Genomic DNA, 23,884 nt, shown 5'->3' with positions numbered 1-23,884 from the left:
TGCTTAAAACTGCTAAAACTAAAATTCTCAGTATGCTGAGGGTCTTATTGTTGGTAGCTATTATTTTATTAGATTATATCGAAAAATGATAGTTATCATGTTATGATTAAGACCGCTATTTTATAAAAAAGGAAAGGTTGAGCGGCGGTATTATTGAAAATATACTCTGACACCAAGGGGGTACCAGGCTCCACCGTCATCAGAATTACAGCAACAAGGCATGTGGAGACCGTAATCCTGTTGCAACGGAGAATGGATAACAAGTGATAATACGTCAATTATGTGGGTTGCTGAGGAGGGAAAGACACTGAGAAATATGAAATCGGGGGAATGGTTGGAGGATGATGCAGTGGATAACTATGGAGAAATTATAATCTATCAAACGGAAGACGGTTTGACGAAAATAAGTGTCAATATGCAGAATGAAACAGTGTGGCTGTCGTTAGAACAGATGGCTGATTTGTTTCAAAGAGATAAATCCACAATTTCAAGGCATATTAAAAATGTTTTTGATGAAGGTGAATTGTTTAGAAGTTCAGTTGTTGCAAAATTTGCAACAACTGCTTCTGATGGGAAGACATATCAGGTTGAATATTACAATCTTGATGTTATCATCTCTGTCGGATATCGTGTGAAATCTCAGCGTGGTGTACAGTTCCGTATATGGGCAGCATGCATATTAAAGGAATACATTAAAAAGGGCTTTGTGATGGATGATGAGCGTCTGAAAGAACTGGGTGGTGGCGGATATTTCAAGGAACTGCTTGAAAGAATTAGAGATATCCGGGCGTCTGAAAAGGTGTTTTACCGTCAGGTACTCGAAATCTATGCAACCAGTGTTGATTACAACCCCAAGGCAGAGGTATCCGTTCAATTTTTTAAGAAAGTACAGAATAAAATTCATTATGCCGTTTCCGGAGAAACTGCAGCTGAGGTAATTTACCATCGTGCGGATGCAGAAAAAGATTTTATGGGGCTGATGACGTTTTTAGGTGACCAGCCTACACTGCGCGAAGCAAAAATAGCAAAGAATTATCTGAATGAAAAAGAATTACGAGCTATGGGACAACTTGTTTCGGGGTATTTGGACTTTGCGGAGAGACAGGCAGAAAGAGGAATCCCCATGACAATGGATGATTGGGCAAAACATCTTGATGGAATTTTGTCTTCAACGGGAGAGAATCTCCTCATGGGAAATGGGACCGTTAGCCATCTTCAGGCTATGGAAAAGGCACAGACAGAATACAAGAGATATAAGACAAAAACGCTTAGTAATGTGGAGAAAGATTACTTGGATAGTATAAAGTCATTAGAACAAAAAGGTAAAAACAATAATTCTAGAATGTAAAGGGTGAACTATTCGGAAGTTCCGGATAGTTGAAACTGTTGGAAGCAACTATAAAAATTTTTTTAATGAATGCTATGTCTAATTTCAGTGTGGGATGGTAAGGTATAGGGGTCAGACAGTATTCCTGTTGTAGTGTATATAGATGAAAATATATGATTGACATAAAGAATGATGGCAGAACTGTACGGGGATGATCGTTTAGTGATTACAAGATATTTAAAAAAGGTATTTTTGGACGATCAATTAGAGGAGAATTCAGTATGTGCAAAAATTGCACATACTGCTGGTGAAGATGAAAAACACTGTATTGTGCAATACCAATTATTCAAGAGTGGTTTTGATCTGTTTTTAGAAAGTGATGATGAGTAATTCTGTTTAGAAATCACACGCTTTATGGAAATTTAAGGCTCTCACATCTGATATGATGCTGAAAATATGTCCTGCCACCGAGGAGATATCAGATATTGCGGTCATCCGAATTACAGCAACAAGGTATGTGGAGACGGTTGTGCTGCTGGAGAAGAAAGACCAGTAAATCAAAGCGATTCGGGGGTTTGAGAAAGATATGTAGATGTGTTTTTCGTGGTCAGTTTTACTGGAATATGTTTCCGGTTACTGTGGTGGGGTAAAGAAAATGAACATTTTGGCCAAAGAGTTGAATTTGTGTTAAATGGTATGTATGAATAAAATGAAATTAAAAGTGAAAGAGAGATTTTTGTTTTTGGTACATAGAAATAAATAAAAAAATATTTATATAATTTATTTTAACTTTTTTAAATGCCATAAGAGGGAACAATAAGACATGATAAAAAATAAAAAAATTATACAACTTATTTCTTGCTTAGATTTAAATGTTTGGAAGTGTTTATTGTTAATCAGACAAGCATCTAAAATATTTAAACCAATTTATAAGCAACTAACATTATATGATTTTTTAATAGATAATGATATTGGAGAACCACTAAATGAAACGCCTTGGGATATTGTTGTTAATGCAATAAATTCAAATTCTGAAGATTATGTTGCTGTAATTAGATATGCAATGACATTGATAACTCCGCGTTTATCTATTTTTGAGATGTTGGAAGATGAGTTACAATTTGTGAAAATAGACAAATCGGCTTTTTGTGAAATTGTTGATTTATTGTCAGATGTTTCTTTGGATGATTTTTCTTTGCCTACTCTCTATGAATATGGATTATCCAAAGAGTTACAAGCAACTGCTTCTCTGTATGGCGATTTCTATACACCTTTAAGTGTTGTTGAGTTTATGTTGAAAATGCTAAATATAAAAAGTCAAGGGAATATTTATGATCCTTGTTGTGGAAGTGGTGCTTTGTTAGGCCGAGCAGCTCACTTATTCTCTGATAGGGAGTTAAAATTGTTTGGTCAGACATTGGATAGCGCTTCTTATCAAATATGTTTGATGAATCTTTTTCTGCATGGTTTATATGCTGATTTAGGAGATCGCCCAGCCAATACATTACTTGAAGATTTACATGCAAATCGTAAATTTGATTATATCATTGCCAATCCACCATTTAACCATCGTGACTGGTGTGGTAAAATGAATATTATAGGATTTGATAAATGGATATATGGCTTACCACCGCGTAAAAATGCAAATTATGCATGGATTCAACATATTATTAGTCATCTAACGGACAATGGATACGCAGCAATCATATTGCCCAATGGCACTTTGACAACCCAAAATCAGCAGGAATATAAGATACGTCAAAAAATTCTTTGTGACCAGTTAATAGAATGTATTATCACGCTTCCAGCAGGACTTTTTTACAATACTAAAATCCCCTGTTGTATTTGGCTAATAAATAAAATCTCTAAGCCCAGTAAAGATATACTCTTAATTGATGCCAATCGCATGAAGTTGAAACAAAAAAATCACATAGATATTCAAAAGCTGCTGGAAGTAATACAACAGTATCGGATGGGAATCTTGCGAGAGAAAACTGAATTATATGCAATTGTTTCTTTAGCGGAAATCGAGCAAAACAATTATAAGTTAAGCCCTAACTTCTACACCAAAAAGGAATCATTACCATTACTATCTATACGAGAAAATAGGTTGCGGTTTGAAACTATGGTTGACACATTATATCCTTATTTTACTGATGAATCTTTGCGTGCATGTATAAAAGAATGGAAGACTAAGAAGATTTCTTTTGACTGGAAATGGGCGTTTTTGCCAGACTTATATGACATATTTGGTGGTGTTTTGAAAGGAAAGGAATCATTTGGTCATGGAACACCGATGGTGGATGTAAAAACTATCCTGCGTCATCCATTTCTCCCAGATATGCTATCATCGTTTGTCGCGGTATCTAAGGAGGAAATAGAAAAATATAGTATAAAGCGTGGTGATGTTTTATTAAATCGAACTAGTGAGTCGATTGGTGAGCTTGCCTGTTGCAGTGTTGCAACGAAAGACTGTAATGCGGTTTATGGAAACTATGTTAAGCGGTTGCGCCCTAGGAACGACGCACTTCTTGATCCACTTTATATGGCAGGCTATTTTCGCAGTACGATATACCGACGAGAAGTAGAAAAGGTTTCTCCAGTGTACACAACTCGTGCAAATATGAATATAGATAGGCTTTCTTCCATATCTGTTTATTATCCTGATTTAGAAATGCAGCACAGGATTGGAGAAACTATATTCAACTTATCTAATATTCAAGTAGCAAATAAGAATAAAGAAATAAATGCAAAGATTGAAGCTTTTATACAGTTGCTGATTGAACACTTCATTACATATCCAGTGTTGTACCTACAAAAGAAGAGGAAATAAAGATGAATCAACAGAAACAAATGCAGCTTGTACTTCTTTTCACGTTAAATGAATTAGGCGGAGGTGGGCATCGAAGGCATGTACTGCAGTATATAAATGATAGCTGCTATTGGTTTAAGAATGACCAAAACGATAAAATAAGGTCTTCTCGTAATGAAAATGTGTGGAGAAACAATTTCTCATATGAACGACAGCATCTGAAAGAATTTGGATATATGAAAAATTGTACAGATGGGACATGGGAAATTACGGAGGATGGAAAAAACCAACTTGCGTTAATGGTTGAGGAAGCTAAAAAGTTAAAATTAGATGCCCATATCTGCTTTACACCCGTTTTCTTTCAAAAGATATTTTCTGTACAGATATCTGCCGAAGTAGAACAAGAACAGTGCCTTATAGAACACATATCCCAAACTGGTAATAATTCAGCAGACAAGTTAATTTATCTTTCAAATGAGCCGCAGCCAATAGGAGCGATACTAAATCCTTCCACACAACATAGGAACTATTTGAGAAGCTATTCTGTGTCAATACAGGCACTTAAAAGAGCGGGGCATTTATGTGAGATAGAGCCAACACATAGATCATTTCTGCGAAGGAATAGTACAACTTTGTATATGGAGCCTCATCATCTGATCCCGATGTCGTTTACTGATTACTTTGGTGTAAATCTTGATAGAGAACAGAATGTTTTTTCACTCTGTAGTAATTGCCATAATCAAATCCATTATGGGCTGAAAGAAGATGTTCAATGGATGGTTTCTAAACTATTTTTATCTCGGGAATTTGAGATTAATTCAATTATAGGAAGACATATTAGTATAGGAGAACTTTATTGGATTTATGGGGTTTTGTGATATGATGAATTTATTTTTTATATTTAGCGAATATTTGCGGTTGATGTAGAGTTAAGGCCGGAAAATGCTAATTTGATAAATAAGGTGAGGTGAAGACCAGCTTTTGCCATGGAGTATGAAGAATACCTTACACCGCAAGCAAAAAAATGCTGTCTGCTATACAAGGTAAAGTAAGAAATAAATAATAAAGATAGGAAAAAGTATAATGGAAATTATAATGAATTTACTGCTTATGTTAGGCGGAGTCGCTGTATTTATGTTTGGAATGAAGCAGATGAGCTCTGGTCTGGAACGAAGCGCAGGATCAGGAATACGGAATCTTTTCAAAAAGATCAATAAAAACAGAGTCGTTAATTACGGAATCGGAATCGGGGCTACCGTACTTGTTCAATCTTCTTCAGCCGCTTCGATCATGACAGTCGGACTCGCTCATGCGAATATTGTAACAGTCAAGCAAGGTTCAGGTTTTATCTTAGGCGCAAAAGTGGGCACCACTCTTACTGCGTTTATGTTTGCCCTTTCAGGCGTCAGCAAAGGCGGCTTTAGCATCAGCTCTGTTTTTGCAGCGGTTGCGTTTGTCGGCGTCATGATCATTTTTTCCACTAATAACGAAACCCTTAATAAAATTGCGCCATTTTTAATCGGATTTGGAATGCTGTTTATCGGAATGGAAGTGATGGAAACCGCAATCGGAGGATCAGATTCAACTCTGAGCATCCAGCTCTCTAAAGTGTTCAAATATGAAATCATGCAAAATCCCATCTTGCTGGTGATATTAGGAATTCTCTTTACAGGTATCATACAGTCCTCTACGGCAGCAACTGGTGTTTTTATCGCTTTCCTGGCTGCGGGAGTTATTCACAATATCGATCAATCATTTTTCTTAGTGATGGGAGCAAATATAGGAACCTGCAGCGACGGCATTATGGCCTCTCTGTCCACGAACGCCAACGGGAAACGTATCGCATTATTCCATCTGATTACCAGCGTAATTGGTGCTGTGGTTTTTTCGATTGTTCTGGTTCTTTTCAGAACACCCATCAGAGATATGTTTGAAAGTCTCTTCCCCGGCAAACCCCAGTTCAGCCTTGCAACATTTAACTTAATTTATAATACTCTTTACACCTTAGTGTTACTCATATTTATGGACCCGTTAGTCAATTTAGTCACAAGTTTAGTGAAAGATAAGCAACAGAAGCTGGAAGAGTTGTCATATATTGATGAGCGTTTCCTGCAAACTCCAGCGGTTGCCATTGAACAGGCATTAAAGGAACTGCACGATATGGCGACTCTTGCAAAGGAGAATATTGACCGTTCCTATGCTTCATTGATCAACGAAGATATGAGTGAAAGCAAAAAAATTGCCGATACGGAATATCGTATTGATTTCTTAACAAATAAGCTCACAAACTTTTTTATCAAAATTTCATCAGTTACTAAATTTGCTGATGACGAAAAACTGATCGGCGGATTGCATCATGTAACAAACGATATTGAGCGTCTGGGCGATTACGCGGTACTTCTGGTTAAAGAAACCAGCTACATGAAAGAAAATAATGTGAAGTTTTTAGATCAGACCAAAGAAGAGCTTGACTTAATTTACGGCCATATATCCGAAATGTTCGACTTGGGGTTTGATGCGTTTACAAAGCGCAGAACTGTGAATTTTAAAAAGATTTCAAACCTTCATAAGGAAATTAAAAAACTAATATCCGCTACGCGTGACGAACATGTGGTACGCCTTAGTTCCGGAATGTACCCTGTTGAGGTATCAAAAAGCATTTATTCCGTCCTGTTTTCATTGCAAAGAGTATCGGATCATATTGTGAACATTGCTTTCTCGATCCGATCCACCACCGGAAGTAAAACAGAAGCGTTGCGGGCTATTGAGATAGAAAAGAAAAAAAAGGAAAATGCAGATCGTTAATCTTCTCCGGAATCCAATATAAAAAGTGGAAAACCTCCGAATTTAAATCTGGATTTGAGATAGATATGCCCTTTCTCCACGTGGAATTTGTCAATTCCTTGTGCTATTATATCAAACCATGCCGATTTTTGTATATTTCCACTATTTTATTTTTTTAATAGTTTACAAGTTGGTTATAATACACTAAAATATTAATACGAATTATTTTTATAAAATAACTTGCATTAAATATGAGTAACAGTCATTTAGAGAGGGAGGTACATGCATGAAGGGAAATGTAATCGTCGGACAATCAGGTGGGCCAACAGCTGCTATCAATTCAAGTCTAGCGGGGGTATACCGTACAGCCAAAGACCGGGGGGCCGGCAAGGTTTATGGAATGCTCCATGGTATTCAGGGACTGTTGCAGGAAAGATATGTTGATTTAGCGCAGTTCATCGTCACGGAACTGGATGCAGAATTACTGAAAAGAACTCCTGCCGCTTTTTTAGGTTCCTGCCGCTATAAACTTCCGGGAATCCACGAGAATAAGGAAGTGTACGAAAAGATATTCAGCATTCTTGATAAGCTTGAGATTGAAGCCTTTATTTATATTGGCGGAAATGACTCTATGGACACCATTAAGAAACTTTCTGACTATGCCATTGTCACCGGACACTCAACCCGTTTCATCGGCTGCCCCAAGACGATTGACAATGACCTTTCCCTTACCGACCACACGCCAGGTTTTGGAAGTGCGGCAAAGTACATCGGAACCTCAGTAAAGGAAATTATACGGGACAGTTTCTGCCTGGAATATGAAAAGGGACTCGTATCAATTGTGGAAATTATGGGGCGCAACGCCGGCTGGCTGACGGGAGCCGCTGCTCTTGCAAGAGGTGAGGACTGCGCTGGCCCCGATTTGATTTACCTTCCCGAACTGCCTTTTAATATAGAGAAATTTTCCCTTAAGGTACGGGAGATTCTTTCAAAAAAATCATCAGTTGTGGTGGCTGTATCGGAAGGCATACGCCTTGAAGATGGACGTTATGTATGTGAGCTTGGTCAAAGCGTTGATTTTGTAGACGCATTTGGCCATAGACAGCTTTCTGGTACCGCAAATTATCTGGTGAGCTATATTGCAGGAGAGATTGGCTGCAAAACACGCGCTATCGAGCTCAGCAGCTTACAGCGCGCAGCGTCACACTGCGCCTCACGGGTAGATATTCTGGAAGCGTATCAGGTAGGCGGTGCAGCAGTAAAAGCTGCCGACGAAGGGGATTCCGGCAAAATGGTAATATTGAACCGCCTCTCAGACGACCCATATCAGAGCGGCACAGAATTAAAGGATGTCCATAAAATAGCTAACGATGAGAAGCTAGTTCCCAGAAACTGGGTCAATGAAGAAGGAAACTATGTAACGGATGCATTTATTAATTATGTTCGTCCTCTGATTCAGGGTGATGTATCTCCGGTCATGGTAGATGGTATTCCCAGACATTTGTTCCGTTCGATATAAGCCATTTCCGCTGTTGTTCAGTCGTGTATAAATATTTAAATAAAGTCTTGTAAAATAACTGCAATAGGCAGGTAGTTGCAGCCTGATAAACAGGAATACAAAAAGTTCATATTCAGGCTTCCTGATAAAAGAGAAAATGGAATTAAAAAAATGGTTTTATAGCTTTGGGTGTGCGGCTGGATTACACACTCAAAGCATGTGAAGCCACTGATTCTGATGCAGAAACTTATGGGAATTGTTGCCATGGCCAATAGACAAGAGATTCCAATTGATGATATAATTGGTATAGAGAGTCATATATTTGGATTATGTGTAATGGATGGCTGCCGATAAACTTCAATACATAACCTTGAACCACATTTTTCATTGTGATTTATCCTGGCTGTTTCCTTATAAAATATTTGAACATTTTGCAGAAAAGAAATTAGTTATTATATGCCATAATTCGGGTATATTAAAGTTTAAGCTTAAATTAAAGGAGGATTTATCTATGAACAAATTTATTTTTAATGATTATTTTCATGAGCCAGAAGGAAAAATTGCCAAGCGGATGCTTTTCAAAAGTGATGATGTAATTGCCTTTGTTCTAAACATTGCCAAAGGGGAAATACTGCCGGGACACACTCATATGCAATCAACTCTTTTTCTGCAGGTTATGGAAGGCAATGCCAATGTTGTCACAGATGGCAATGAAACTCCGTTGCAGGTAGGCGAGTTAATGCAGGTTGATGGACAGGAAAGCCTGCAGGTTATAAATACCGGTGAAGGTGTTCTGCGCCTTTACGTCACAATTTCACCAATGGGTTCAGAGGCTTTTGCAACAGATGCAAACGTTTAATGGCTTATCTTTCTTGAATATACATCGATCACTGGGAGCTGCTATCTTATAATTAGTGCAGCTGATTTGTAGAAAAGAAAGTATGAGCGCCAGAATCATTGATTTATCAGCTTAAATGTAATATACTTTAAATGTATAAAAATAAACACGAGGTAATCAGTTAAAATGATCATATAATCTTATCCATTTTTTATGAGTTATAGTAGTATAGACAAAGCGGACATATCTTTTAATATTCAAGGTATGCTGGTTTGTGTTGCTTAAACTGCTGTAAGTTTCGGATAGGATCATAATGGGGTCAATTTAACTGGAATTTATATAATATGAAAGGACTATTTCTGTTTTAAAATAGTTCTTTATATTAAATTTCTATAATGAGACTTATAACCTTTCCGAGACTTTCAGTTTAGGAAAGGTTTTTTATTTTTAAAATGAAAGGATAAAAAGCGAGTGAATATAAGCTTCCCATGGAGAAATCAGGACCATATGGAATTACAGCAGGCCATGACGGGGCTATGTGGTTTACAGAAAACAAAGGAAATAAAATAGGGCGGATTACAAAAGAAGGTAAAATTACAGAATACTTTCTTCCAACTCCACACGCAGAGCCTCTGATCATAACAAAAGGAATTAATGAAGCTATATGGTTTACAGAATATAAAGCCAATAAGATAGGAAAAATTACATTGGAAGGAAATATGACAGAATATGATATACCGACAGCCGGCTCAGGCCCTTGTGGAATAACATCAGGCCCTGATGGAGCAATGTGGTTCACAGAGATTAACGGCAATAAAATTGGAAGAATCACCGTGAGTGGGGAAATTACAGAATATGATTTACCTAATCCCGGTTTATTTCCATCAATGATTACAGAGGGGCCAGATGGAGCCCTTTGGTTTACCGAGAACCAGGGCAACAAGATCGGTAGAATTAGCGTATCCGGAGATATAACTGAATTTGACATTCCAACTCCAGCTTCTGGTCCCGTTGGAATCTGCAAAGGAGGAGATAATGCTGTCTGGTTTGTAGAAATAATCGGCAATAAAATAGGCCGAATCACCACGTCAGGCCAAATTACCGAATATTCCCTGCCAACACAGGATGCGAAACCTCATGCAATCATACCGGGTAAAGACGGCGAACTTTGGTTTACAGAATGGGGAAGTAATCAGATTGGCAGGATTAAACCGTGTGGCGAAATAATTGAATATAAGATTCCTACAACAGATTCGGAACCTCATGGCCTGGCTCTAGGACAAGACGGAGCAATATGGTTTACTGAGGAATGCGGAAAAATTGGTCAATTAATTTACTGGCAGGCTGGATTCACATCTTTATCTACAATTTAATTAGACTGGAAGGAGCGAATGGTTATGATTGGACCAGATAAGAATAAACTTTATCCAAATGAAAATATAAAGACGGTTTGTTATATAAGTAATCTACCTGAAAGGTTAAATGTTGAGATTGGAGAATATACCTATTATAGCGATAATAAGAATTCTCCGGAGAAGTTCTATGATCATATAGAACATCATTATGAGTTCCTGGGGGATAAATTAATAATAGGCAGATTCTGCGCAATAGCAGAAGGTGTTACGTTTATCATGAATGGAGCAAATCACAGAATGGACGGAATCACAACTTATCCGTTTAATATCTTTGGCGGCGGCTGGGAAAAGGTCACTCCGACAGTGGAGCAATTGCCTTTTAAGGGTGATACTGTGATAGGCAACGATGTTTGGATCGGGCAAAATGTGACTATTATGCCGGGTGTTAAAATTGGCGATGGTGCAATCATTGCCACAAACTCTACTGTAGTAAAAAATGTTGAACCTTATACAATACATGGCGGGAATCCGGCTAAGTTTATCAAGAAACGATTTAGTGATGAAACCATCGCATTTTTGCTGAAAATTCAATGGTGGGACTGGGACGAAAAGAGGATATTTGATAATCTTGAAAAGCTGACATCAGAAATCGGTTTAAAACAGTTAATGGAACAGGACTTTTAAATGGCTGGCTTAAAGGTGATGTGATAATTTAAAAAGTTAAATAAAGAGCTTGTCTGTATTCAGGTTTTAAATGAATTTCATAACTCAGTGGTCTGATGTACTATAAATCCAGTTTTACTGAAATATATGCCGCTATTGAGTAATAGCCAGGTTTTGGCTACGCATCCATTGAATCCGCAAGGCATAGAAAGAGGGTTTGCTTGCCAAAGAAAAATAAAGTGGAATGAAATGTCGGTAATGCGGACTTATATAAAATTTTAGATATTCCAGGAGGATTTATTATATGGAACTAAAACAGTTAACAGAACACGTTTTTTATACTATGCATAGTAAAGAGGCTGATAGACCGGCTCTTGGATATATAAGCGGACAAAAATATTCTTTAATGGTGGATTCAGGGAACTCCAGAAGACATGTTGAATTATTTAATGATTCTATAACTAATAAAGGCTTAAGAAAACCAGATTTCATTGCAATTACTCATTGGCATTGGGATCATACTTTTGGTATGAATGCAGTGGAAGGCATTACAATTGCCCATAAAAAGACAAATGATAAACTTGCAGAAATAGCTGAGTGGAAATGGACAGATTCCGAAATGAAAAAGAGGTTAGAAGCAAAAGCTGAAATTGAATTTGCCGACACCTGTATTCGTAAGGAATATCCGCTGCTTTCGGAGATACGGGTAATGACTTCCGATATTTCTTACAGTAAAGATATGGAAATTGATCTGGGAGATATTGTTGTAGAATTACACCATATCATATCCCCTCATAGCGAAGATTGTACTTGCATATTTGTACCTCAGGAAAGAGTGTTATTCATAGGTGATGCTGTTGGCGTAGATTATTACAATAATTGCTGCTTAGATAAAGATAAATTGCGCTCTTTGATTACAGCGATTGAAGAATTTGAATTTGATACTTGTGTAATGGGACATGCTGAACCGGTAAGTAAAGCGGATATTCTTAATATCATGAACTCTCTTCTGGATCGCTGAGAAAATATGACAGCATATGAAAAAGATGAGTAAATTTTGCTTCTGAATAATTTAAATTGGTAATTCACAGGCATTTTTGGCTGCGAGAGCAGTCTGAAAAAATCCATGCCTAGTGGGCAAAATAATATGATCACAATTGCGCAGGCAGAGTAGATATTTGAAACTGGCTGAAAGCAGAAAATACAGCCGAAAAGTTGAGAGAAGACCGAAGCCTTCAAAGATTGCGGAGCAGTCATCGGCTGTCTGCTGTTAGTAATTTTTCTCAAAGGATTTCATATCCAGCCGAAAGAAAAGCATAGACAAGTATATAATATTGGGTGTACTATACAATCAGAAGCATTACAAGCTCATAAGGAGGCATTATGAATAAATTAATTAAAAATGGCATGATTGTTACAGATTCGGAAGTGTTTCAGGGAGATCTCCTTATAGAAGGTGAATTGATTAAGGCGATCGGAACAAACCTTCCTGATGAGAGCGCTGAAGTGATTGATGCCACGGGAAAATATGTAATTCCGGGCGGTGTGGATGTTCATACCCACATGGATTTACAAGCTGGAAAGTATCGTGCGGTAGACGATTTTTATGATGGTACGGTTGCAGCAGCATGCGGAGGAACGACGACCATTGTAGACCATATGGCATTTGGCCCGGTTGGATGCAGTCTCTGGCATCAGGTGGAGGAATATCACAGACTGGCTGATGGCAAGGCGGTAGTTGACTATGGATTTCACGGTGTGATTCAGCATGTCAATGAATCCATTTTGAAAGAAATGGGTGAAATCGCCCGGAAAGAGGGAATTACCAGCTTTAAGGTTTATACAACCTATAATTTAAAGCTGAATGATGATGCGATCTACCAGGTTATGAAGCAGGCAAAAGAGGATGGAATTGTGATTGCCGTACATTGTGAGAATGACGGTGTTATAGAGCATCTCAAAAAGGCCTATGTGGAAAAAGGCTGTACACAGCCTAAATACCACCCCTTAAGCCGCCCGGCCCGCTGCGAGGCAGAAGCAGTGGACAGACTGCTGCATATCGCATCCATGGCAGGGGATGCACCGCTTTATATCGTGCATTTATCCAGCAAAGAAGGTATTCTTGAAGTCATGAAGGCTAGGGCCGCCCATCAGAAGAATTTTGCAGTGGAAACCTGCACCCAGTATTTGGCCCTGACGGATGAGATGTACGAGGATGATATCGAAGGATTTAAGGCAATCCTTTCTCCGCCCCTTCGCAAGGAAGAGGATATTGAAGCCATGTGGCAGGCGCTGCAGGACAATGTGCTTGATACCATTGGAACGGATCACTGCCCCTTCCATTTCACTACAAAAAAACAGGCGGGTGCCAATGATTTTACCGCTTGCCCTAACGGCGCTCCCGGCGTGGAAGAGCGAGTGCTGGTTGTTTTTTCAGAAGGAGTACAAAAGGGAAGAATTACACTTCCTCAGATGGTGAAATATTTATGCACCAATCCTTCCCGCATGTATGGCATATATCCCCAGAAGGGAACACTTTTACCGGGTTCTGACGCGGATGTGGTGATCTTAGACCCTAATAAGGAGCGCACTTTGACTCATGGGGATATGCATGGTGCCTCTGATTACACCTGCTATGAAGGGATGAAGGTTAAAGGTGATATTGACCTTGTACTGCTGAGAGGAAATGTCATTGTCAAAGATAATGAATTCCTTGGAAAGAAAGGCGACGGAAAATATTTGAAACGCCATAAGAGCGTATTAGCGGAGGCTTAAAACTGCTGATTGTTATATCTATAGAATAGCACTGGATTCACTGCAAAAGTGGAGGGTCCGTGTTTAATGAGAGATGCCGGTGTTGGCTTTTTTGGAACACCGGCACCTTTTAGACTTGGGCAGAAAGATGTGAAGAAAGGCCGTCACTTCCCCGTTTGGGTCAAGCTTGCCACCTGTAATGGCTAGGAATGGTGTGTTCTCTAAACGGATAAGCTATGGTGCATTACGCAATTCTTATACGATGATTTTCAATGCTGTCCTCTGCATCTTTTGGTCTTTGCAGCGCTCTTTAAGATACTTAGTACACAGAGGGGTTTATTATTGGCAGCTTTTATTATATTAATTGGACATCGAAAAATAGGAGTTGTCATGTTATAATTGATATTATCACTTGAAAAATAAGAGGTTAGTGTTGAAACAGTTGTACTTCTTTCCTACACAAAGATAGATACATATATCAATGTAAATGTAGAGTTTAGTGAGGGAGATGGTGAGACCCTGTTAGAACGGTTGCTGAAAAGGCAGAAAAATATAGAAATAGCTAAAACGTTTCCCATAAAATGATAACAGAATATATGGAGAATAAATACGGTCTTAAAGTACACTTGGTTTATAGTGCGAAAGTAAAAAGGATTTAAGTACATCGATTTATAGGGTATCCGATGCAATAGAGGAATTAAAATGGTCAAGAAAAACATTCTATACCAGAAATGGTGGGTGTGATTAAAGAGTATTCAGGTAGTTTTCAAATAATATAAAAGAATACTAAGGAGAATTTATATGATTAATGTATTTATAAGCCACAATTACAAAGATAAACCAATAGCAAGAAAAATAGCTAAAGAGTTAAATAAATATGGGATTAAATCATGGATTGATGAGTCTGAAATAAAACTAGGGGATTCTTTGATTGAGAAAATAAGAGATGGATTGGATCGTGTGGACTTTTTGATAGCATTAATATCAGAAGATTCTATTCGTTCTGAATGGGTAAAAAGAGAATTAGATATTGCTATGAATAATGAAATAGAAGGGAGAAGGATAATAACTGTTCCTGTTCTCGCAGGGAAGTGTGACTTACCTGGGTTTCTAAAAGGGAAATTATATGCTGATATGTCTACAACTAGAAAATATAATGAAAATATATCAGCTTTGATTAAACGTTTTGATATTAGTGAGATAAAAGATGATGCAAACGAATTTACAGAGTATAAGTTAAATGCAGTTCAAGTAATTGAGAAAATTGAAAACACTGAAAACGAGAATGAACTTATAGAGTTCTTGGAAAGTTTTAGATATTCTGAAAGGAATTTATTTTATAGGGATACATTTGTTCAAACATTAAATAAACTATTTGCGGATACAAGAATATCTATAGATGCATTAACCTCATTGATAGATATCTGTAGATACTGTCCTAATGATGCGATTGTAAAGTTAGGTTTAACACAATTACTTGAAAAGAAAGAAAGTCAAGTAATTGAAAGCACAATAAAAGTTTTGGAGAAGACTAAGAGTTTAAAAATACAACAGAAAAAGATATTGAAAATATTGAAATCATGTAAAGAACAGGATTTAGAGAAAAGTATTTGGAATTACTTTCTTAATACACAACTAGATATCGATATAGCACGGGAATTGTGGGAATTTATTCAAGAACAGCCGAGAGAAAAACGTGATAGTAAGATTATTATGTGCATGTGTAAATTATATAATCGATTAGGTATTGATGAAATTTTTGAGGAATGGTATATTCTTTGGAATAAATCTAATGAAGAGGAGAGGTTGAATCTTGTAAGTATTTTGTGTGAATATGGATTTCAATCAGAGGGGGTTTTCATAGTAAGTCCAAAACTTAGAAATGATATTAGAAGAGTGCTATTTGATTCATTTGGTGAAAATGATATTCATAATGCCAATTTAATGATTGCTTTATTGACTGGTGCAGGTAACCTTGTTGAAGGTAGTAGGCAGATATGGAATAAGCTCATACAATTGGATGCATATTCAATATTGCTTACACTTGAGACTTTAAGAGATGAATATAATATCGCATATATTTTCAATTCGATTGATGATGTAGATGCTTTAAAAACATTTACTGATTCAACAAATAAAGAAATTAAACAAACAGCCTTAGAGGTTATTGCCGAAATTAATTTAAAAGAGTCTCTTGAAATTATAAATAATTCAAAAGATTTTCTATTACAACACTATAATGCGACTTCTCTTTTATATACAATTGTAAAGGAAACTAATGTTGAAGAATATAGAGAACTATTCTCGATAGTAAAAGAAAAGATACTTGATGGGTATTATAACAAAATTGAAAAAAATTTAATAATTATAGGTGACTATTTGTTAGGAAACACCAATTTAGATGCCTTGATAAACGGAATTGATATTAAGCTAGAACGAAATCAAATTCGTATGGATGATACAATGAGGAAGGTTAAATTAACTATTGAAAAATTATATGTATTGATAGAAGCGTGTAATGCTAATCAGAAAAAGAAGATACGAGAATTGATTCGTGATGGGGAAGCTTTATATAACAATTTCTAATTTTCAGATATGATACTGCCCCCTTATTATCAGTAGCGAATATAGAACTGCTTTTGTAGAACATTATTTTGAATTTATATGCTTAACGAAACAGCCATAAATACAAAAACCGTCACAGAATGGAGAAACCAGTGAATACAGCACAAAAACTAAAAGATCTGCGGAGACACCCGCTAATTGAATTATTAAAAAACAACAAAGGAAATCCAAGAACTTTGATTTTCATGGAACCGCTATGGGGTATTCCCCATAACTTAATCGCCCCTTTTGCCACACTATATATGTACACCCAGGGAATAACGGACGTTCAGATCGGATTGATTCTGTCGATTTCCATGGTTGTTCAGGTGCTTTTTTCTTTCTTTGGCGGGATAATCACCGATAAGCTGGGGCGTAAGGTTACAACCATGATGGGCGATTTCTTTGGCTGGGGTATTGCTTGCCTCGTATGGGCTGTTTCGGGAAACTTTTGGCTCTTTTTAATTGCCGTTTTATTTAACAGTTTTGAGCAGATCAACCAGACGGCATGGTATTGCTTATTGATTGAAGATGCGGATTCCAAAGATTTATTAGGAATATATACCTGGGTGAATATCGGCGGCCTGATTGCAATCTTTTTTGCACCGATTTCGGGATTGCTGATAAATTTCTTTACCGTGGTTCCGGTTGTCCGTGTTTTATATTTGGTTTTTGCCGTGAACATGGTGATTAAGACGATTATTACTTTTCGGCATTGTGAAGAAACCCGGCAAGGAAAGATTCGCATGGCCGAGACAAAAGATACTCCTGTTTTAAAAATGTTATACGAGTACAAGGATTTGATACCTAAAGTGCTGATGAATAAAGAGATTATGAAAGTGCTTATTGTTTCAGTGATATTACATATAACGAATCTCATCAGTATCAATTTCTTCAGCTTGTATGTGACACAAAGACTGGGCCTCGCGGATCGTTATCTGGCCTTTTTCCCTATTTTGAATGCGGCAGTGATGCTGATTTTCATGATTGGAATACAGCACCGTCTGGAATCAGTGAAATTTCGGATACCCATGTGGATCGGTCTCGTATTGTACGCCGCATGTTCCGTTCTTCTGATCCTGACGCCCATCGGCAATATGCTGTGTGTTATCATTTATGTCTTTCTTGTGGCAGTAGCCAATGCTCTTGTAGTGCCTCGTAAAGATGCTTTGCTCCAGCTAAACATTAATCCAAAGGAGCGGGCCCGTATTAATGCTTTGATTATGTCTTTTACCATCGCGTTTGCCTCACCGTTTGGTTATTTAGCCGGATGGCTGTCAAGTATTGACCGCCGCCTGCCATTTGTGTTTACGTTCACTATTTTTGTCGTGGCGATTATTATCGTTGGCCGTATCCGTGATCCTGAATTCGCTAAAGTGTATAAGGAAGCGGATGATTCTGCGGCTTGCGGTGCAGGTGATTAAACTTAAGCTGTTACAGCAATGAGAAAACCGCCCCAGGACTGCTGTCCATATGCTTTCCTGAAACAGAAAATAAACAACCATAACCCGGTGTGTTTCCCCTGAAATGACATAAAAAGCCAGTTGTCCGTTCATAATAACAAAATGGATTTTCAGAGAAGCGAGTGAAAGCGTTTTAAATTCCTGTCTGGGCCAGAAAACGAAACAAAGGAGAAGAAATCATGATTACACCTTATCTTACATTCAACGGTAACTGTAAAGATGCACTGAATTTCTACCGCTCCGCCTTTTCCTGCGGAGAGCCAAAGGTCCTGCCCTATGGTGATTATATGCCGGAGGGGTCAAAGACACCGCCTGAACTGCTGCGCACCTGGGTTATGCACGCCGAGATGTCTATCTGCGGTACGAACGTCTGGTTTGCTGATGAAGCGATACCGAACAATAACGGCAATAACATCAAGCTGACCGCCACAGTACCTACGGGCAAGGAAGCGGCAGCTATTTTCGACGCGCTTTGCGCGGGCGGCGAGGTGACGCTTCCGCCGACTGAGACTTTTTACAGCGTGTTCCACGCCGCAGTAACAGACCGGTTCGGTGTGAACTGGAATGTAGTCGCTGAAGAAACGCCTGGACAATTGGAGGGATAAAAAGTGGATAACCACCGTGTATACAGAATGAAAGTCTCCAGCGTTTACCCCATGTATATTCAAAAGGCCGAACGTAAAGGGCGCACGAAAGAAGAAGTCGATACCATCATCAAGTGGCTGACCGGCTACAGTGAACAGGAATTACAGTCTCAAATGGATAAAGAAGCTGACTTTGAAACGTTTTTTGCCGAAGCCCCTCAAATCAATCCCAACGCTCCTAAAATCACCGGAGTGATCTGCGGAGTTCGTATCGAAGAAATCGAAGACCCGCTCATGCAGAAGGTTCGCTGGTTAGACAAGCTGGTGGATGAACTGGCAAAAGGTAAGGCCATGGAGAAGGTGCTGAGAGACAGATAATTCTGCAATAATTATGTAAAAAGGAATTTTGAGAGATAGGTATTGATTCCAGGCCACCTGGAAGATGGGAGGCCGTAATTGGATTACCTGGCTTTCAATAGAGGAGATGAAATGACTAACTGGAAACGTAATGCAACATTATATATCATTGGGCAGTTCATGTCAATGTTCGGCTCGATGCTGGTGCAGCATGCCATAACCTGGCAGATCACGCTTGAAACGAAATCGGGTGTGATTATGACGCTGTTCACCTGCGCTGCGTTACTGCCTATGACGCTGATTTCGCCGTTTGCGGGCGTATGGGCCGACAGGCATAACCGCAAACACCTTATCGTAATATCCGATGCGGGTATCGCACTGATAACGCTGGGCCTGGCAGTCGCGTACATTTCCGGATACAAAAATGTATGGCTTATGTTCATCGTTGTAGTTGCCCGGTCCTTTGGGCAAGGCATACAGCAGCCCGCCGTATCCGCAATGATACCGCAAATCGTTCCAACGGACAGCCTGCAGCGGTTCAACGGCATACAAAGCTCAATCCAGTCGCTGAATATGTTTGTCGCACCCATGGCGGCGGGCGCATTGCTGTCGTTTCTGCCCATTGAGTATATTTTCTTCATTGATGTGGTAACTGCGGCAATAGGCATAAGCATCGTTTTGATATTTGTTAAGGTGTCCCAGATTCCGCATATAGGGGAAGTAAAGACTGGTGTAACGGCATATTTTCACGAACTGGGGGAGGGCCTTAGGTATATCAATTCCAAGGCGTGGTTGAAAATTATTATCATTTACAGCGCATTTTTCAGCTTTTTTGCGTCTCCCGCAGCTTTACTCACTCCGCTTCAGACAGCCCGTACATTCGGCGATGATGTCTGGAGATTGACCGCAATTGAAATTGTATTTTCAATCGGTGCAGTCGCAGGCGGCATATTGATTTCCGTTTGGGGCGGTTTCAAAAATAAAGCCCATACGATTGTTATGGCTTGTGCCTCCTTCGGTTTAACCGGATTTCTGCTGGGCGTAGTGCCGGATTTTTGGGTATATTTGGGTGTCATGCTGGTTTGCGGCGCTACGATGCCGTTGTTTAACACGCCGAGTATGACGCTGCTCCAGAGTAAAATCGATCCGGATAAAATGGGGCGCGTATTCAGCGTGATGATGATGTTCAGCGGGTTAGCGATGCCCCTCGGAATGGCTGTATTTGGCCCCTTGAGCGATATTGTGCGAATTGAGTGGCTCCTGATTGGAACCGGCGTGGTAATATTTGCCAGCGGTCTTGCATTGCTTCGGGCCCATTCATTGATTGAGATAGGCAAATCGTAGTGTGAGCATTCAGGGATATGATTTCTAAGGCTAAGGCTTATGTTAGAAACTTCGAATATATTCACACGCTAAAGTGAGACCAGAGGCAGTGCTGTGTGGATATATCTCAAGGAGGTGGGTGATATGAGGAGGATACAAATCATATGCGCTTTGATCCTGTTAATAACTACGGGATGCAGTGCAGAAAATAAAAATAATGAAGTGACGGCACAGGAACCGGAAAGTTCCATAACAAGTACCGATAATGCAGGCAATGAGACAAGTGATCCCGGCGTATCCATAGTCAGGACTGATAACTATGAAAATCTGGAGATTTCTGACTGGCTGGATTCGGATACTGTCATTGTTTCGAAAGAAAATGAGTCTCTGGGAAAAATGACGCTGGAAGAATTGGCGGACTCTTATCCTAGAAGCCTGTACCTGTATGATCTTAAGACGAAGGAATATAAGCTGTTAAAAGAACAGGAAGAACTTAATCTGGGCGGGGCAAAGCTGTCGCCTGATAAGAAAAATCTTTTATACCATGGCTACAGTCTGGGCGATCAGTCGTATCATGTGCTTAATATGGAGAGCCTGGAAGGTTTTGACATTTCAGGAGAACCGATTGGAAGTGCGGGGAGTGCCAAGTGGGCTGATAAAGATACGATTATTGGAGCCGGATATGTGAATGGCGCCTATTACGCAACTGCTGATGGACACATTGCTTCTTTTGAAGAGCTGGACCCAAAAGCTGTATTTATTATTGAGAAGATAAAAGATACCGTTTACTATAATACTGCTGATGATATGACTTTAATGGCTCTGAATCAGTCTGATAAGGAAACAGTGAACCTCGGTTTGACCAATATTTCCGGCGTATATCCCTCTCCGGCCGGAGATCAGATGCTGGTTTTGCAGTATAACGGATCAAAACAGATTCTGCTGCTCTGTGACATGGATGGAAAAAATGTTAAAACAATTGCGGAAGGAATTGAGCTTGGCGGAATATCCTGGTCTCCTGACCAGCGGATGATTGCTTACAGTGTAATGGGAGAAGAAAGCAGTACCGGGGCCGGCATTTTATACATTTATGATATGTTGACGGATGAGTCTGTTCAGGCTGCGGCAGATGCCGGAGCTGTAGTTACCTGCTGGAGCCCCTCCGGTGAAGAGCTTGTTTATTCCCAGTGGGATGGAAAACAGTACCATAGCAGCATTGTTTACCTGGAATATTCCTTAAAGAAATAACGGCGATCATAAAAACCGCATTGATTCAGTTCTGTATAATTTAAATATATCTTTACCCCAAGGGGATGTCAGGCTCAAACGACATCCCCTTTTTGACTGCTCAGGGAATGAGGAGTGCATGATTCTGATGCAGAAGAAAAAAGTTCGTCTCGTTTTGCTTTCCCAATGTTGTATTCTTTCGTTTTCGGGTATATGATATATTCAATGGTTTATCAGTGCGAACTAAAGAACAAAAGGTGAGGTGTTCACAATGAATAAAAAAGAACAAATAGAAATGATACAGGAAGATTTTAAAAACGCACAGTCAATTTTAACCGCCATTGGCGATGAAACGCGCCAGATCATACTCCTGGTTTTAATGGAATCCGATTGCGAAAGCGGAATGCGTGTTGGTGAAATCACAGCCAAAACACACCTCTCCCGTCCTGCCGTATCACATCAATTAAAAATATTGAAGGATATCGGAATTGTAAAGATGAGAGAGGAAGGGACTAAAAACTTTTATTATATCAATGTTTCTCCGAAACTAAATATACTGAAAAAATTAGTTATGGATATTGAGCATTTGATGAAGGAGTTTTATCAATAAATAGTATTAGCTGTAAATCTCCATATGCATTTGTAGAAGGAAAAAATTTGCGCTGTAATGAAATCAACTATATAAATAAGAATATTGAGGTGTGAGTGATGAACAGTACTGTAAAAATTGATACAGAAAAATGCATCGGATGCGGGTTATGCTGCAAAGACTGTACCAGCCGTGTGATTGTACTGCAAAAGGGAAAAGCCGTGATGATGGCTGAGAAATGCCTTGAATGTGGACACTGCGTTGCCGTATGTCCAACAGATGCCTTTACCATGAGCGGATACGATATGAGTGAAGTCAAACCGTATGATGAAAACGTCTTCGGCATTGACGAAGATATTCTCCTCAACACAATAAAGTTCAGACGGTCGGTAAGGCATTATAAAGATAAGCAGGTAGAAAAGGAAGTAATCAAAAAGATCATAGAAGCCGGGCGCTTTACCCCTACGGGAAGCAATAAGCAGAGGATAAGATATATTGTTGCACAAAAAAGCATTCCCATGTTTGAAAATGAGGCGCTGAAAACATTCAGGTATTTAAAACGCCTGTTAGAAATGGTGAGCAGATTTGTTAAGCTCCCCTATGACGTGAGCGGATATAAATTAAAACCGGGCTTCTTTTTCCATGGAGCGCCGACAGTCCTTTTTGTCATTTCAGATGATGATGTGGATGCCTCCCTTGCATCGATGAATATGGAATTGATGGCTGAAGCCATGGGGCTTGGCACGCTGTACGTGGGATTTTTCGTGGTGGCAGCGAAAATGAGCAAAAGAATCAGAAAAAGGCTTGGCCTCGCTAAAAAAGAAAAGGTGGTAACCTGCCTTGCAATGGGATATCCCGATGTCAAATACATGCGGACGGTTCCCAGAAAAAAGGCTGAGATTGAATGGAGATAAAAGCAAATATTAAAACAGCCATATAAGAATAATTGGAGGTAATTTCATGCGCAGTGCAATAGAAAATAGAGTTTCACGGAGAAAATTTGAAAAGGAGCCCATAACAGGTTCGAAAAAGGAAAATATTATTTCTCTTATTGATCAGCTAAATGAGGCCTCCGGTCTAACCATGGCATTCATGGAGGACGGAAGCAATGCCTTTGGGAAGCTGAGAAAAAGCTATGGGTTATTTACCAATGTGCGTTCTCTTATATTGATGAAAGGCAGGAAAGATGATAGAGATTTAAAAGAAAAGATTGGATATTACGGAGAAGATTTAGTTCTTTCTATAACTGACTTAGACCTTGGAACATGCTGGGTTGGAGGCACATTTGATAAAGAAGAACTGCCCGTTGAAGACGGCGAGGAATTGGCTTGTGTTATAGTGACAGGTAAAGCAGCAGCGCCTTCCCTGACAGAAAAAATGGTGCGTTCAGCTACGCATAGAAAAGTAAAGAGCATGGAAGAGCGAATTATGAGCGATCAGCCTTTGCCTCAATGGGTAGAAAACGGAATGAAAGCTGTACTGCTGGCTCCCAGTGCTAAAAACACACAGAAAGTGATGTTTAAATATGAAAATAACACCTTAAGCGCTCAAATTGCAGATGACTATTCCATGGACTTAATTGATCTGGGCATTGCGAAGAAGCATTTCGAGATAGGAGCAGGGGGGAAGTTTGAATTTGGGAATGGAGGTATTTTTCATTTAGGATGAGCAATAGACGTTAATGTTTAGAAAGCGATGGCACCAGG

20 protein-coding genes are annotated in these 23,884 nt (G+C 39.1%); all 20 read left to right on the top strand.

Translation table 11 applies throughout. The features are described from left to right. Nucleotides 1-316 precede the first annotated feature (316 nt). The 20 genes from QM657_RS03265 to QM657_RS03170 all read left to right on the top strand — a co-directional run bounded on the left by QM657_RS03265 (nucleotide 317) and on the right by QM657_RS03170 (nucleotide 23,846). Nucleotides 317-1,348: a virulence RhuM family protein gene (locus tag QM657_RS03265; RefSeq protein WP_415065105.1), complete on the top strand. Its 1,032-nt coding sequence runs from the start codon at nucleotides 317-319 to the stop codon at nucleotides 1,346-1,348. A gap of 168 nt (nucleotides 1,349-1,516) precedes the next feature. Continuing rightward, nucleotides 1,517-1,717 carry a hypothetical protein gene (locus QM657_RS03260; RefSeq protein WP_415065104.1) on the top strand — a complete coding sequence of 67 codons (201 nt, stop codon included), beginning with the start codon at nucleotides 1,517-1,519 and terminating at the stop codon, nucleotides 1,715-1,717. A 433-nt stretch (nucleotides 1,718-2,150) separates the two neighbouring features. Further along, on the top strand, nucleotides 2,151-4,160 hold the full coding sequence (locus QM657_RS03255) for an N-6 DNA methylase (protein ID WP_415065103.1): 2,010 nt from the start codon (nucleotides 2,151-2,153) through the stop codon (nucleotides 4,158-4,160). 2 nt (nucleotides 4,161-4,162) lie between these two features. Next, entirely contained in the window at nucleotides 4,163-5,017 is an 855-nt protein-coding gene (locus QM657_RS03250) for a winged helix-turn-helix domain-containing protein (RefSeq protein ID WP_415065102.1), read from the top strand. 205 nt (nucleotides 5,018-5,222) lie between these two features. After that, nucleotides 5,223-6,944, top strand: coding sequence for a Na/Pi cotransporter family protein (locus QM657_RS03245; protein ID WP_415065101.1), 1,722 nt, complete (start codon nucleotides 5,223-5,225; stop codon nucleotides 6,942-6,944). A 265-nt stretch (nucleotides 6,945-7,209) separates the two neighbouring features. Further along, nucleotides 7,210-8,442, top strand: coding sequence for a 6-phosphofructokinase (locus QM657_RS03240; protein ID WP_415065100.1), 1,233 nt, complete (start codon nucleotides 7,210-7,212; stop codon nucleotides 8,440-8,442). A 490-nt stretch (nucleotides 8,443-8,932) separates the two neighbouring features. Continuing rightward, nucleotides 8,933-9,280 (top strand): cupin domain-containing protein, encoded by a 348-nt coding sequence (locus QM657_RS03235; protein WP_415065099.1) that lies wholly within the window; start codon nucleotides 8,933-8,935, stop codon nucleotides 9,278-9,280. Between the two features lie 467 nt (nucleotides 9,281-9,747). Continuing rightward, on the top strand, nucleotides 9,748-10,632 hold the full coding sequence (locus QM657_RS03230; protein WP_415065098.1) for a hypothetical protein: 885 nt from the start codon (nucleotides 9,748-9,750) through the stop codon (nucleotides 10,630-10,632). Nucleotides 10,633-10,656: 24 nt separating this feature from the next. Next, nucleotides 10,657-11,298 (top strand): Vat family streptogramin A O-acetyltransferase, encoded by a 642-nt coding sequence (locus QM657_RS03225; protein WP_415065097.1) that lies wholly within the window; start codon nucleotides 10,657-10,659, stop codon nucleotides 11,296-11,298. Nucleotides 11,299-11,581: 283 nt separating this feature from the next. Further along, a complete protein-coding gene (locus tag QM657_RS03220; protein ID WP_415065096.1) occupies nucleotides 11,582-12,298 on the top strand; it encodes an MBL fold metallo-hydrolase in 717 nt (238 codons plus the stop codon). A gap of 362 nt (nucleotides 12,299-12,660) precedes the next feature. Then, a complete protein-coding gene (gene hydA, locus QM657_RS03215; RefSeq protein WP_415065095.1) occupies nucleotides 12,661-14,052 on the top strand; it encodes a dihydropyrimidinase in 1,392 nt (463 codons plus the stop codon). Between the two features lie 780 nt (nucleotides 14,053-14,832). Beyond that, nucleotides 14,833-16,617, top strand: a complete 1,785-nt coding sequence (locus QM657_RS03210; protein ID WP_415065094.1) for a toll/interleukin-1 receptor domain-containing protein — start codon at nucleotides 14,833-14,835, stop codon at nucleotides 16,615-16,617. A 119-nt stretch (nucleotides 16,618-16,736) separates the two neighbouring features. Next, entirely contained in the window at nucleotides 16,737-18,059 is a 1,323-nt protein-coding gene (locus QM657_RS03205) for an MFS transporter (RefSeq protein WP_415065093.1), read from the top strand. Between the two features lie 218 nt (nucleotides 18,060-18,277). After that, complete coding sequence (locus tag QM657_RS03200) at nucleotides 18,278-18,703, top strand: VOC family protein (protein WP_415065092.1); 426 nt, start codon at nucleotides 18,278-18,280, stop codon at nucleotides 18,701-18,703. Nucleotides 18,704-18,706: 3 nt separating this feature from the next. Continuing rightward, complete coding sequence (locus tag QM657_RS03195) at nucleotides 18,707-19,060, top strand: DUF2200 domain-containing protein (protein WP_415065091.1); 354 nt, start codon at nucleotides 18,707-18,709, stop codon at nucleotides 19,058-19,060. A 78-nt stretch (nucleotides 19,061-19,138) separates the two neighbouring features. Beyond that, nucleotides 19,139-20,383 (top strand): MFS transporter, encoded by a 1,245-nt coding sequence (locus tag QM657_RS03190; protein ID WP_415065090.1) that lies wholly within the window; start codon nucleotides 19,139-19,141, stop codon nucleotides 20,381-20,383. A 123-nt stretch (nucleotides 20,384-20,506) separates the two neighbouring features. Continuing rightward, nucleotides 20,507-21,610: an eIF2A-related protein gene (locus QM657_RS03185; RefSeq protein ID WP_415065089.1), complete on the top strand. Its 1,104-nt coding sequence runs from the start codon at nucleotides 20,507-20,509 to the stop codon at nucleotides 21,608-21,610. 250 nt (nucleotides 21,611-21,860) lie between these two features. After that, entirely contained in the window at nucleotides 21,861-22,199 is a 339-nt protein-coding gene (locus QM657_RS03180) for an ArsR/SmtB family transcription factor (protein WP_415065088.1), read from the top strand. A gap of 98 nt (nucleotides 22,200-22,297) precedes the next feature. Beyond that, on the top strand, nucleotides 22,298-23,092 hold the full coding sequence (locus tag QM657_RS03175) for a nitroreductase family protein (protein WP_415065087.1): 795 nt from the start codon (nucleotides 22,298-22,300) through the stop codon (nucleotides 23,090-23,092). A 46-nt stretch (nucleotides 23,093-23,138) separates the two neighbouring features. Beyond that, nucleotides 23,139-23,846 (top strand): nitroreductase family protein, encoded by a 708-nt coding sequence (locus QM657_RS03170; RefSeq protein WP_415065086.1) that lies wholly within the window; start codon nucleotides 23,139-23,141, stop codon nucleotides 23,844-23,846. Nucleotides 23,847-23,884: the final 38 nt, after the last annotated feature.

It is taken from the genome of Lacrimispora sp., from assembly GCF_047605665.1.
GTDB lineage: Bacteria > Bacillota > Clostridia > Lachnospirales > Lachnospiraceae > Lacrimispora.
Note: the sequence above shows the minus strand (reverse complement) of the source record. Positions and strands in the feature narration are given on the sequence as shown.

Coding starts and splice junctions, on each gene's coding strand:
- QM657_RS03265 (WP_415065105.1), top strand. CDS start 317: ATGAAATCGGGGGAATGGTTGGAGGATGATGCAGTGGATAACTATGGA.
- QM657_RS03260 (WP_415065104.1), top strand. CDS start 1,517: ATGATGGCAGAACTGTACGGGGATGATCGTTTAGTGATTACAAGATAT.
- QM657_RS03255 (WP_415065103.1), top strand. CDS start 2,151: ATGATAAAAAATAAAAAAATTATACAACTTATTTCTTGCTTAGATTTA.
- QM657_RS03250 (WP_415065102.1), top strand. CDS start 4,163: ATGAATCAACAGAAACAAATGCAGCTTGTACTTCTTTTCACGTTAAAT.
- QM657_RS03245 (WP_415065101.1), top strand. CDS start 5,223: ATGGAAATTATAATGAATTTACTGCTTATGTTAGGCGGAGTCGCTGTA.
- QM657_RS03240 (WP_415065100.1), top strand. CDS start 7,210: ATGAAGGGAAATGTAATCGTCGGACAATCAGGTGGGCCAACAGCTGCT.
- QM657_RS03235 (WP_415065099.1), top strand. CDS start 8,933: ATGAACAAATTTATTTTTAATGATTATTTTCATGAGCCAGAAGGAAAA.
- QM657_RS03230 (WP_415065098.1), top strand. CDS start 9,748: ATGGAGAAATCAGGACCATATGGAATTACAGCAGGCCATGACGGGGCT.
- QM657_RS03225 (WP_415065097.1), top strand. CDS start 10,657: ATGATTGGACCAGATAAGAATAAACTTTATCCAAATGAAAATATAAAG.
- QM657_RS03220 (WP_415065096.1), top strand. CDS start 11,582: ATGGAACTAAAACAGTTAACAGAACACGTTTTTTATACTATGCATAGT.
- hydA (WP_415065095.1), top strand. CDS start 12,661: ATGAATAAATTAATTAAAAATGGCATGATTGTTACAGATTCGGAAGTG.
- QM657_RS03210 (WP_415065094.1), top strand. CDS start 14,833: ATGATTAATGTATTTATAAGCCACAATTACAAAGATAAACCAATAGCA.
- QM657_RS03205 (WP_415065093.1), top strand. CDS start 16,737: ATGGAGAAACCAGTGAATACAGCACAAAAACTAAAAGATCTGCGGAGA.
- QM657_RS03200 (WP_415065092.1), top strand. CDS start 18,278: ATGATTACACCTTATCTTACATTCAACGGTAACTGTAAAGATGCACTG.
- QM657_RS03185 (WP_415065089.1), top strand. CDS start 20,507: ATGAGGAGGATACAAATCATATGCGCTTTGATCCTGTTAATAACTACG.
- QM657_RS03180 (WP_415065088.1), top strand. CDS start 21,861: ATGAATAAAAAAGAACAAATAGAAATGATACAGGAAGATTTTAAAAAC.
- QM657_RS03175 (WP_415065087.1), top strand. CDS start 22,298: ATGAACAGTACTGTAAAAATTGATACAGAAAAATGCATCGGATGCGGG.
- QM657_RS03170 (WP_415065086.1), top strand. CDS start 23,139: ATGCGCAGTGCAATAGAAAATAGAGTTTCACGGAGAAAATTTGAAAAG.